We start from the raw sequence: 12,284 nt of genomic DNA on the forward strand, positions 1-12,284 counted from the left end.
ATTCTTATACTCTTTCGCCAACTAAGCTTAACTCTCATCGTTCCGCCTGAATCATGCATGATTGAAATCTACTCGAAAGTGCAACAAGCGACAGTAAATTCAACTGCTCACTGGTCTTATTAGTAGTGAAATCTCGTTTTTTAATGAGACAGAGGCTTCAACCATCTAGGAACTTTGAAGTACATCCATTAACATGAACAAGATCCCCCAAATAATAATATCCTAGGAACCTACACCTATGTCTGAAGACAGCAGCCAAGCTCAATCCTCTCAAGAATTATCGCCTCAAGAACAATTCCGTCAGCAAGCTCTTGATTACCATGAGTTCCCAATTCCTGGCAAAATTGCCGTAGAACTGACGAAGCCTGCAAACTCTGCAGAAGACCTAGCACTTGCATACAGTCCTGGTGTGGCTGAGCCAGTCCGAGAGATCGCACAGAACGTCGATAACGTTTACAAGTACACAGGTAAAGGCAACATGGTTGCAGTTATCTCTAACGGTACCGCGATTCTTGGCTTAGGTAACCTTGGCCCTATTGCTTCTAAACCTGTTATGGAAGGTAAAGCGTTACTGTTTAAGCGTTTTGCTGGTTTAGATTCTATCGATATTGAAGTAAAACACCGCACAATCGATGAGTTCGTTGATACGGTTGCGAATATCGCAGATACATTCGGCGGTATTAACCTAGAAGACATCAAAGCACCAGACTGTTTTGAAATTGAACGTCGCCTGATTGAGCGTTGTGATGTACCTGTATTCCACGATGACCAACATGGTACTGCGATTGTAACTGCCGCGGGTATGCTGAACGCAATCGAGCTTCAAGGTAAAAAACTCGAAGAGTGTAAGATCGTTTGCTTAGGCGCTGGAGCAGCCGCAGTTGCTTGTATGGAATTACTGATTAAGTGTGGCGCTCAGCGTGAGAAGATCTACATGCTTGATCGTAAAGGTGTGATCCACACTCGTCGTGATGACCTGAATGAGTACAAAGCACTGTTCGCAAACAACACCGACAAGCGTACGCTTGAAGATGTTATTGAAGGTGCTGATCTTTTCTTGGGCGTATCGGGCCCTAATTTGCTACCAGCAGAAGCACTAACGCTAATGGCTGATAAGCCAGTTGTGTTTGCATGTTCAAACCCTGATCCAGAGATCAAGCCACAGCTTGCTCACGAAGTTCGTTCTGATCTAATTATGGGTACAGGCCGCAGTGATTACCCTAACCAGGTAAACAACGTACTTTGTTTCCCATTCATTTTCCGTGGTGCACTAGACGTACGTGCGAGCGAAATCAATGACGAAATGAAGCTAGCGGCGGTTAAAGCTATTCGTGAACTAGCGAAAGAAGAAGTTCCAGCTGAAGTACTAGCAGTTGCAGGTGAGACTGCACTGAAGTTCGGTAAGGGTTACATCATTCCTAAGCCAATGGACCCACGTCTACTTCCTCGTGTAGCAAAAGCGGTAGCCGTAGCGGCAGTTGAATCTGGCGTAGCTCGTATTGAGATGCCTGCTAACTATATGGCATAAAAGCATATGGCATAAAAGCGTATGGCATAAAAGCGTATGGCATAAAAGCGTATGGCATAAAAGCGTATGGCATAAAAGCGTATGGCATAAAAGCGTATGGCATAGATACTGGATGGCGTAATCGCTTGTTATAGCGGTTGCTCGATTGAGCAAAAAAGAATAATAAAAAACCGACTCATCAGGAGTCGGTTTTTTTATGTCTATCATTTACAGCACACGCCTAGATAAGATAGTGGCTGATGTGACAAATAGGGTTCAGCTATAGCGGATCAATACTGAAGGCAGCGACTGAGTTATTGTTATTCTTCGTCAAATGCTTCGAACTCGATACCCATTGCTGTCATCAGTTCTTTCACTTCAGCAGGAATATCATCTGGGCGATCTTTACGAAGGTCTTCATCCGTTGGCAGTGGCTGGCCTGTGTACGCATGTAGAAAGGCTTCGCACAGTAGCTCACTGTTTGTTGCATGGCGTAGGTTGTTAATCTGGCGGCGAGTACGCTCGTCAGTGAGAACCTTTAACACTTTTAGAGGGATAGAAACTGTAATTTTCTTTACTTGTTCGCTTTTCTTTCCATGCTCAGCATATGGGCTTATGTATTCACCATTCCAGTCGGCCATTGCGTACCTTCATCACTTTAGTTGTTAGAATAAATTAATAGTGGTGATTTTAGCGGGATTTACTGCCATAAGCAAAGACATATAGACGTCTAGAAGTGTTGACGTCTCACGTTTATGAAAGTAAAGTGAATAACATATATCTAACACAGCCGCAAAAACCCCACAAGCTGCTGTGATACCCAGACGCCAAACTTGTAAGGAAGCACCTATGAGCAGCCGGAAGCCAGCAACCATCGCCGTACGTACTGGCATCGAGTCAGACACTCAACATCATGCCGTAGTTCCACCTATTTATCTGTCGACTAACTACGGTTTTCCCGCTTTTGGTGAAGTGCCAAAGTACGATTACACCCGTTCTGGTAACCCAAACCGTGGTTTATTAGAAACTGCTCTGTTTGAACTGGAGTCTGGTAAAGGTGCCGTTGTGACTAACTGTGGCACGTCGGCGCTTAACTTATGGGTGTCTACTTTCTTAGGTGGTGATGATCTTATTGTCGCACCACACGATTGTTATGGTGGTACTTACCGTCTATTTAACACGCGTTCGCTTAAAGGCGATTTTAAAGTGCTGTTTGTTGATCAATCGGATCAAGCTGCGCTAGATGCGGCGATCGCACTTAAGCCTAAGCTGATCTTATTAGAGACTCCATCGAACCCACTGGTTCGCGTGGTTGATATTGCTGAAACTTGCCGTAAAGCAAAAGAAGTGGGTGCATTGGTTGCTGTTGATAATACGTTTTTGACGCCTGTGTTCCAAAAGCCGTTAGAGCTAGGTGCCGATTTTGTTATCCACTCAACAACGAAATTCATTAATGGTCACTCAGACGTGATTGGTGGTGTGGTCGTTACCAAGACGGAAGAGCACGCTGAAGAGTTAGCTTGGTGGGGCAACTGCATCGGTGCGACCGGCACACCGTTTGATAGCTACATGACGCTACGTGGTATTCGTACGCTTGGGGCTCGTATGCGTGTTCATGAAGAGAGCTCGCGTGAAATCTTAACTTCGCTACAGCAGCAAGATCTTGTTGGCACTATTTATCACCCAAGTTTATCTGACCACCCAGGTCATGATATTGCGAAGAAACAGCAGTCTGGCTTTGGTTCAATGCTGAGCTTTGAATTTTCAGGCTCATTTGAGGCGCTTAAATACTTTGTTGGCGAGTTAGCGCTGTTCTCTTTAGCTGAGTCTTTGGGCGGTGTTGAAAGCTTGATTTGTCACCCTGCGTCGATGACTCACCGTGCAATGGGTGAAGAAGCCTTGGCAGAAGCGGGGATCTCTCAGCAACTATTACGCCTTTCGGTTGGTTTAGAAGACGCTGAAGATTTGATTGACGATCTCAAGCAAGCCTTTGAAAAGACAAAACGCTTTATCGCTGAAGGGGAGGGTTAATAATGACAACCTTTCGCCAGCTACATAAATTTGGTGGTAGCAGCTTAGCGAACCCTGAATGTTACCAACGCGTTGTGAACATTCTTAGAGAATATTCATCAGCAACCGATTTGGTTGTGGTATCTGCCGCAGGTAAAACAACCAACCGCTTGATAGAGTTTGTTGAAGCTCTCGATAAAGATGGTCGTATTGCCCATGAGTGCCTACAAACTCTTCGTCAGTTCCAACTAGAGCTGATTGAAGTGCTTCTTGAAGGTGAGCTCGCAGTGCAACTAACGGCAACCATCCAACAAGAATTCACCGCTTTAGGAGAGTTAACTGCTCCTCTAAGTGAAGTGCAAAAAGCGCAAGTGCTTGGTCATGGCGAAGTTTGGTCTTCACGCTTGTTGGCGGCTTTGTTGTGCCAAAATGATTTACAAGCCGTCGCTCAAGATGCGCGTGCTTTTTTACGAGCAGAAGTGGGCGCTCAACCTGAAGTTGATCGCGCACGTTCTTACCCTCTGATTAAAGAAGTTTTGGCTCAGCATACGCATTGCCGTGTAGTGATTACTGGCTTTATGGCTCAGAACTGCGAGGGCGAAACAGTGCTGCTCGGCCGCAACGGTTCGGATTACTCGGCGACCGTGATTGGTGCTTTGGCAGAAGTTGAACGCGTAACGATTTGGAGTGACGTGGCTGGTGTATACAGCGCTGATCCTCGTTTAGTTTCAGATGCGTGTTTGTTACCTTTACTTCGTCTTGATGAAGCGAGTGAACTGGCTCGTCTAGCGGCTCCTGTGCTTCATAGCCGAACGCTACAACCTGTGGCTCAAAGTGCTATGGATCTGAGCTTACGCTGCAGTTACCAGCCAGAGGCGGGCTCTACACAGATAGAGCGAGTACTGGCTTCAGGTCGTGGTGCAAAAATTATTACCTCTTTAGATGAAGTTCTTATCGTGCAACTGACGTTTGGTCACGGACATGATTTCGACCGTCTAGAAAGTGAAGTGTTGGAAGGTCTTAAGCGTGCTCAACTAGAGCCACTTGCTTATGAACTTGAACCGGATCAACATTGCTTGCGTCTTGCTTACACAGAAGAGATCGCTGGTGGTGCTCTGGAATACCTACAAGACCATGCGATTGAAGCTGAAATCAAACTAAAGGAAGGTTTCTCTCTGATTGCTGCAGTGGGTGCGGGTGTGACTAAAAACCCGAACCATTGCTACGGCTTCTACCAGCAACTAAAGAGCTCACCGGTTGAATTTATCTCAGAAGCGAATTCAGGCTTAAGCTTGGTCGCAGTGATTCGTAAGAGTGAAACCTCAAGCTTAGTGAAAGGCATTCATTCTCAATTGTTTCAAGCACAGAAGCGTGTGGCGATTGCCTTATGTGGTAAGGGCAACATTGGTTCAAGTTGGTTAAGCCTGTTTGTTGAGCAAAAGGCTGAACTTGAAAAGCGTCGTGGAATGAACTTTGAGTTGGTTGCGGTGGTTGATAGCCAAACCTATTGGTTCGACGATCAAGGCATTGATGCGACGTCTGTTAGTAAGCGTTTTGATGATGAAGCGATTGCTAATAATGGTAACGATTGGTTAGAGCGCTTAGGTTCGATTCAGGGTTACGATGAAGCGGTGGTTCTTGATGTTACAGCGAGCCCAGTGCTTGCAGCAAAATATCTGCAAATCGCACAACAAGGCATTCATTTGATCTCGGCCAACAAGGTTGCAGGCTCTGCATCAAGTGAGTATTACCATCAGGTGCAAGATGCGTTTGCTAAGATCAGCCGTCACTGGTTATACAACGCGACCGTTGGTGCAGGTTTGCCGATTAACCACACGGTACGCGACCTGCGTGAGAGTGGCGATGACATCATTGCGTTGTCTGGCATTTTCTCAGGCACGTTGTCTTGGTTGTTCCAACAGTTTGATGGCACAGTACCGTTCAGTGAGTTGGTCGACTTAGCATGGCAACAAGGCCTTACTGAACCAGACCCACGTGCTGACTTAGATGGTTCAGACGTAATGCGTAAGTTGGTGATTCTAGCGCGTGAATCTGGTTTAGAGATCGAGCCTGAAAACGTAAAAGTCGAATCGCTAGTACCTGAAGCGCTGCAAGATTTATCAGTGGATGATTTCTTTGATAAGGCTTCTGTGTTGAGTGAAGAACTGGCCGAGCGTTTAGAAAAAGCGCACTCTCAGCAGAAGGTTTTACGTTACGTAGCGCGTTTAGAGAAGAACGGCAAGGCAACGGTCGGTGTGGAGGCGTTGTCGAAAGAGCATGCGCTGGCTAACTTACTGCCTTGCGATAACATCTTTGCGATTGAGAGCAAATGGTACAAAGATAATCCATTGGTTATTCGTGGCCCAGGAGCGGGGCGTGAAGTGACGGCAGGTGCAATTCAATCTGATCTAAACAGAATGTCTAGCCTGTTTTAAATTCTAAATAGCATACTATTCACTAAGATAAATAAGGCTGGAAGCACGATGTGTTTTTCAGCCTTTTTTTTACATTATTTCTTCTTGGCAACTCACCTATCGACTTGAGTTTTTCTCACGATCTACTTGAGAAAAATTCATAATGGATCTATTGACATTAAATCGTATTCAATACATTCTACAGACATATAGACGTCTAAACGTCGTTTAAGGATTTGAGTTTTAGTGGTTGTTTTTGCCACAGGGAGAGTAAGATGGGATACACACACGCAGGCCATATCGACGCTTTAAATCAGAATATCGCTGAGCTTTCTGACAGCATCAATGTGTCATTTGAGTTTTTTCCACCAAGCAGTGAGAAGATGGAAGAGACCTTGTGGAATTCTGTTCACCGTCTTAAAACACTCCAACCAAAATTTGTATCAGTAACCTACGGTGCAAACTCGGGTGAGCGTGATCGTACCCACTCAATTATTAAAGAAATTAAGAACCAAACAGGCCTAATTGCTGCACCACACTTAACGTGTATTGATGCTAGCCGTGAAGAGCTGATTCAAATTGCTGATGATTACTGGGCAAATGGCATTGAGAGCATTGTTGCGTTGCGTGGTGATATCCCAGCAGGCGGTGGCGCTCCAGATATGTATGCATCTGACTTGGTTGAGCTGCTTAAATCTCGCCACGACTTTGATATCTCTGTTGCAGCTTTCCCTGAGGTTCACCCTGAAGCAAAAAGTGCTCAATCAGACCTTATTAACCTGAAGCGTAAAGTGGATGCTGGCGCTAACCGTGCCATCACGCAATTCTTTTTTGATGTAGAAAGTTACTTACGTTTCCGTGATCGCTGTGTGGCGGCAGGTATCGATGTTGAAATCGTACCGGGCATCTTACCTGTTTCTAACTTCAAGCAGGCGTCTCGCTTTGCTGCGATGAATAACGTGAAAGTTCCGGGCTGGATGGCCAAGCAATTTGAAGGTTTGGATGATGATCCAACGACTCGCCAGTTAGTGGGTGCTAGTCAAGCGATCGATATGGTTCGTACGTTGAGCCGTGAAGGTGTGAAAGACTTCCACTTCTACACGCTAAACCGTGCAGAAATGACTTATGCACTTTGCCATACTTTGGGTGTTCGTCCATAAGTCGCTGCCTTGTAGTTAAGCTCAGGCTCGGATAAAAAGCCATCGGCTGTACCTCTCAAATCTTATAGATACAAAAAAGGCTTGGACTCTAAGAGTTCAAGCCTTTTGCTTTTCAGCTTCTAGCTTAACTTAAGCAAGAGCGCCAAGTTCAAGCAGTACTTCTTCAGCCCATACAATCCATGCTTCACGGATAAGTAGGTTACGACGAAGCGTTAGGCGTTCAAGGCGTGCTTGCTTGTCTAGCGTCGATGGCGTTGCGTAGTAAGCTGCTTCGATTTCTTTGTAGTGAGAAACCAGTTTGCGAGACTCTTCTACTAGCTCAGCAAGTTGTACGCGGTAAGCGTCAGAAGGTTGCACAGCACAAGCCATTAGCTTAGCTGAGAACTCGTCACGAACAGTTGGGTGTGCAGTTGGTTGTTCAAACCATTCACCTAGCGCGCCACGGCCTGCATCAGTGATAGAGTAAACTTTACGATCAGGTTTGCCTTCTTGAGGCTCAAGCACGCAAGTTACCTGGTCGTTCTGAGCCATTTTATTTAGCTCGCGGTAAACTTGTTGGTGGCTAGCTTTCCAGAAGTAACCAATGCTTGCGGAGAATTCTTTTGTGATATCGTAACCAGTAGCATCGCGTGTACTTAAAACGGTTAGAATTACGTGTGGTAATGACATGTCTGAAATCCAAATGGTAAACAGTAAACAAATACTTAAACAACAAGTGTGCTTCTAATGGCACGTTATATTGGTTATGTCTAAGTAGCACCAACTCATCGGTTGGTTATGTCACCTTACAAAGCCGTTTATCACCTAGGTTGACCAGTTTATTGGTCAAGTTGCTGCAGATTATTTTTTTGGAGTATTTCCGCAGCGGAGCAGTAGTATATCTAAATAATAAGCATAAAGTAGAATACATGGACAAAATAACCCGAAAAAATGACAAAATACTCATTAATTGTTTTATGACAAAATAAAAAGGTCGCACATGGCGACCTTTTGTTCTTTTTTTAGAGGTAAATGCTACTCAGATTATAGTAGGGTTCGCTAATTAACCTGTATTTCGCATACCAGCAGCAATACCTGCAATCGTCACCATTAGTGCTTCTTCTAGCTCTGCTGGTGGTGTCTCACACTTACGAGTTCGGTAAAGCAGCTCTGCTTGAAGCATGTTTAGTGGCTCAACATAGATGTTACGTAGACGAATCGATTCAAGCCCCCAAGGGTCGCTTTGCATCAAGTTCTCGTTATTTTCTACATTCAGCACTGCTTTGATGTCTTTTTGCAGCTGTTCACGCAGTAATTCACCTAGAGGTAACAGTTCTTCGTCAACAAGACGTTGATCGTAGTACTTGGCAATTTCCATGTTGCACTTAGAGTACACCATTTCTAGCATGCCAAGGCGAGTCGAGAAGAATGGCCATTCACGACACATCTCTTCAAGTAGCGCTTGATGGCCTTGGTCTACTGAGTATTGAATCGCTTCACCAGCGCCTAACCATGCAGGAAGAACTAAACGGTTTTGGCTCCAAGAGAATATCCACGGAATTGCACGTAGGCTTTCTACGCCTCCGTTCGGGTTGCGTTTTGCAGGGCGAGAACCAAGAGGTAGTTTACCTAGCTCCAGTTCAGGCGTCGCTTGACGGAAGTAAGGTACGAATTTCTCTTCACCACGAACCACGTTGCGGTAAGCCTCGCAAGAGACTTGAGACAGAACTTCCATTAGGTCGCGCCACTCTTGTTTTGGCTCAGGTGGCGGCAGAAGGTTCGCTTCTAGAATCGCACTTGCGTATAAGTTGAAACTGTTTACGGCAACATCTGGTAGGCCAAGCTTAAAGCGAATCATTTCGCCTTGTTCTGTTACACGTAAGCCGCCTTTTAAGCTCTTAGGTGGCTGAGAAAGTAGGGCTGCGTGCGCTGGAGCACCACCACGACCAACCGTACCACCACGACCGTGGAATAGAGTCAGTTCAATACCTTCTTCTTCACAAACCTTAACTAGCTTGTCCATTGCGTCATACTGAGCCCAACCTGCAGACATTACGCCAGCATCTTTTGCTGAGTCAGAGTATCCGATCATTACCATTTGGTGGTTTTGGATAAAGCCACGGTACAAGTCGATGCTCATTAGCTGTTTCATTACGGCTTCTGAGTTGTTCAAATCGTCTAGCGTTTCGAACAATGGACAAACGTCCATGCGGTACGGGCAACCACATTCTTGCAGAAGCAAATGAACAGCCAATACATCAGAGGCTGTACGAGCCATTGAGATTACGTAAGCGCCGAAGGCTTCACGAGGTTGAGCTGCAATTACCTTACAGGTGTCTAAAACCTCTTTAACCTGTTCAGATGGCTCCCAATCGCGTGGTAGCAGTGGGCGTTTAGAACTTAATTCATTGGTTAAGAAAGCAATCTTGTCTTGCTCGCTCCACTGGTCGTAGTCGCCAATGCCTAGGTAGCGAGTCAGTTCAGATAGCACATCTGAGTGACGTGTACTTTCTTGACGAACATCGAGACGAACCAGGTGTACACCGAATGCTTTTAGACGGCGCAACGTATCAAGCAGAGAACCGTCTGCGATTACGCCCATGCCACATTCGTGTAGCGATTGGTAACACGCGTAAAGTGGTGTCCAAAGTTGGTCGATGTTCTGTAGTGTTTCTTTCTTTGGCACTTCAGTGTCATGCAGTTTTGCATCGAGCACTTCTAGTGTGTTGTTCAGCAGAGTGCGTAGGCTTTTGAGGATTGCACGATAAGCTTCGTGTTCATCGCCAGCCAATTCACGAACGGCATCATTACACTTAGTCATCGACAGTTCAGTAATCAGTTCGTTTACGTCACCTAGATAAAGGTCAGCGGCTTTCCAGCGAGATAGACGCAGTACTTCTTTAGTGATGGTGTGTGTTACGAATGGGTTACCATCTCGGTCACCACCCATCCAAGATGAGAAGTGGACAGGGCGAGCATCAATTGGCAAGCCTTCATCCAGATAGCCTTTTAGTCGACCGTCCATTTCACGTAGGAAATCAGGCACAGCTTCCCAAAGCGAGTTTTCGACAACCGCAAAGCCCCATTTAGCTTCATCAAGTGGTGTTGGGCGTTGCTGGCGAATCACATCTGAGTGCCAACCTTGGGCGATAAGTTGTTCTAGGCGACGCTCTGTTTTCACACGCTCTTTGTGTGATAGATCGCTTAATTCTAATTTAGACAGACACTCGTTGATCTTAACTAACTTGTTGATCATGGTGCGACGAGTAATTTCTGTTGGGTGAGCTGTCAAAACGAGCTCAATATTCAGATCGCGAACAGCTTGAGCAGCATCTAACTTGCTGATGTCATTTTGATTTAATTTGGAAAATAGAGACTGCAGCACGTCAGGTTCGCAAACATGCTCCTCACAGTGGCGAGAGATTGTGTGGTATTGCTCTGCCATGTTGGTGAGGTTGAGAAATTGGTTAAATGCACGAGCAACAGGAGTGAGTTGTTCGTTCGGCAGGTTTTTAATTTCTTCAACTAGGCTGTCACGGTCAGCTTTGTTGCCTGCGCGGGCGGATTTGGAAAGTTTACGGATAGTCTCCACTTTCTCTAAGATAACGTCACCATGTGCATCTTGGATTGTGTTACCTAGCAAGCGTCCTAGCATGCTTACGTTACTCTTGAGAGCGGCGTATTTCTCGTTCATTGTCATCCTGCCTCGTAAAAAAATTACATCCATTGTTCCTTGTTAAGTACACAATCTAGCGAAAAGTGCTGTATCTAGTCAAATAAAGCATTCTAAGTTTGCAATTATTAGTTTTAAAAATGCGGGAGAAGTAAATTTTCCAAAACTTAGGTAAAAAGTGAAATTTAATTACAAGATTAAGGCTAAACGAGGAATCGCAGAATAAAAGCCACCTTTTCGGGCGGCTTTTATCGGAAAATATCGAATGGATAGTGGGTAACTAGAAACAATATTTACGGATCGATTTACTTAGAACATCAATCGTTGGGTTAATAAAATCGAAGCTCAGGAATTCGTCGGGTTGGTGAGCTTGATCAATTGAACCTGGGCCCAGTACTAAGGTTGGACACAACTCTTGAAGGAAAGGTGCCTCTGTGCAGTAGTTCACGGTTTGAGATTCAGTTTCACACACCGATTCCATTCCACCAATAAAGGGATGATCGTGCTGACACTCGTAACCCGGAATAGGTTCGTGCAATGGAGTAATCTCAATTCTGCCCGGCCATTTTGCTTCGACTTCTTTAAGTGCGCTACGCAGCATGTTATCCAAGCCATCTAAGCTGATGCCTGGTAAAGGACGAACATCATAGTGCAGTTCACAACAACCACAGATACGGTTGGCGCTGTCGCCACCGTGGATATGTCCCAGGTTTAGAGTAGGGCTTGGAATCGCAAAACCAGGGTGATGATACTCTTTTACTAACTTGTCACGCAGTTGCATTAAAGCAAACAATACCTCATGCATGATCTCGATGGCGTTGACGCCTAAAGCTGGATCTGAAGAGTGGCCTGATTTGCCCGTTACTCGCACTGCATTTGCCACGTGACCTTTGTGACCGCGAATCGGCACTAGGCTGGTTGGCTCACCAATAATGCAGTAATCCGGCTTAAATGATGCATTTTCCGTGAAATGACGAGCACCTAGCATGGTGGTTTCTTCGTCACAGGTGGCTAATACATAAAGTGGTTTGGTTTGTTTGCTCCAATCCATTTTCTTCGCAGCTTCATAAACGAAAGCGAAAAAGCCTTTCATATCTGCGGTGCCTAGTCCGTAGAAGCGATTGTTGTGTTCAGTAAGCGCATGAGGGTTGAAGTTCCAACGTCCTTCATCGAAGGGAACCGTGTCGCTGTGTCCCGCAAGTAGCAAGCCACCTTCACCAGAACCCATCTTCGCAACCATATTATGCTTGCCGGGTTCGACTTCCACTACTTCAACGCTAAAGCCCAGATCTTTAAACCATTGCGCCATTTTTTCTATGACTTTTTCGTTGCCATGATCCCAGCTTGGATCGGTAGAGCTAATAGAGTCTGTGGAAATTAGGCCTTTATAGACCTCAAGAAAACTCGGTAATTGCATATTATCTTCACTTCTACTATTGACAGGAAAACCATAAGTCGGTAAAACACATATTAAATCATATTTAATGCATAAGAAATCAAATAAAGCTAAAAATTAAGTATGAATAGTCAAATTTGAAATG

The 12,284-nt window shown here is 45.2% G+C and carries 8 protein-coding genes; 4 read left to right on the forward strand and 4 right to left on the reverse strand.

What is annotated here, in order from left to right; translation table 11 throughout:
- The first annotated feature begins 238 nt into the window (after positions 1-238).
- Positions 239-1,528 (forward strand): malic enzyme-like NAD(P)-binding protein, encoded by a 1,290-nt coding sequence (locus OCW38_RS01150; RefSeq protein ID WP_261894824.1) that lies wholly within the window; start codon positions 239-241, stop codon positions 1,526-1,528.
- A 299-nt stretch (positions 1,529-1,827) separates the two neighbouring features.
- Here OCW38_RS01150 and metJ read toward each other — a convergent pair whose 3' ends face one another.
- Positions 1,828-2,148, reverse strand: coding sequence for a met regulon transcriptional regulator MetJ (gene metJ, locus OCW38_RS01155; RefSeq protein ID WP_010435330.1), 321 nt, complete (start codon positions 2,146-2,148; stop codon positions 1,828-1,830).
- A 208-nt stretch (positions 2,149-2,356) separates the two neighbouring features.
- On the opposite strand from metJ, the gene OCW38_RS01160 reads away from it, so the two are divergent.
- From OCW38_RS01160 to metF, 3 genes are all read left to right on the forward strand, one after another.
- The gene (locus OCW38_RS01160) at positions 2,357-3,538 is read left to right on the forward strand and encodes an O-succinylhomoserine (thiol)-lyase (RefSeq protein WP_010435327.1); all 1,182 of its coding nucleotides are present in this window, start codon (positions 2,357-2,359) and stop codon (positions 3,536-3,538) included.
- Positions 3,539-3,540: 2 nt separating this feature from the next.
- Positions 3,541-5,952, forward strand: a complete 2,412-nt coding sequence (locus OCW38_RS01165) for a bifunctional aspartate kinase/homoserine dehydrogenase II (protein WP_261894826.1) — start codon at positions 3,541-3,543, stop codon at positions 5,950-5,952.
- A gap of 254 nt (positions 5,953-6,206) precedes the next feature.
- Positions 6,207-7,091: a methylenetetrahydrofolate reductase gene (metF, locus tag OCW38_RS01170; RefSeq protein WP_261894828.1), complete on the forward strand. Its 885-nt coding sequence runs from the start codon at positions 6,207-6,209 to the stop codon at positions 7,089-7,091.
- A gap of 129 nt (positions 7,092-7,220) precedes the next feature.
- Here the strand turns inward: metF and OCW38_RS01175 are convergent, their stop codons facing one another.
- The 3 genes from OCW38_RS01175 to argE form a co-directional block, all read right to left on the reverse strand.
- Positions 7,221-7,760, reverse strand: coding sequence for a PadR family transcriptional regulator (locus OCW38_RS01175; RefSeq protein WP_010435321.1), 540 nt, complete (start codon positions 7,758-7,760; stop codon positions 7,221-7,223).
- 373 nt (positions 7,761-8,133) lie between these two features.
- Positions 8,134-10,770, reverse strand: a complete 2,637-nt coding sequence (ppc, locus tag OCW38_RS01180) for a phosphoenolpyruvate carboxylase (protein ID WP_261894830.1) — start codon at positions 10,768-10,770, stop codon at positions 8,134-8,136.
- A 253-nt stretch (positions 10,771-11,023) separates the two neighbouring features.
- Positions 11,024-12,160, reverse strand: a complete 1,137-nt coding sequence (argE, locus tag OCW38_RS01185) for an acetylornithine deacetylase (protein ID WP_261894832.1) — start codon at positions 12,158-12,160, stop codon at positions 11,024-11,026.
- Between the last annotated feature and the right edge of the window lie 124 nt (positions 12,161-12,284).

The organism is Vibrio cyclitrophicus (genome assembly GCF_024347435.1).
Classification (GTDB): Bacteria; Pseudomonadota; Gammaproteobacteria; order Enterobacterales; family Vibrionaceae; genus Vibrio; species Vibrio cyclitrophicus.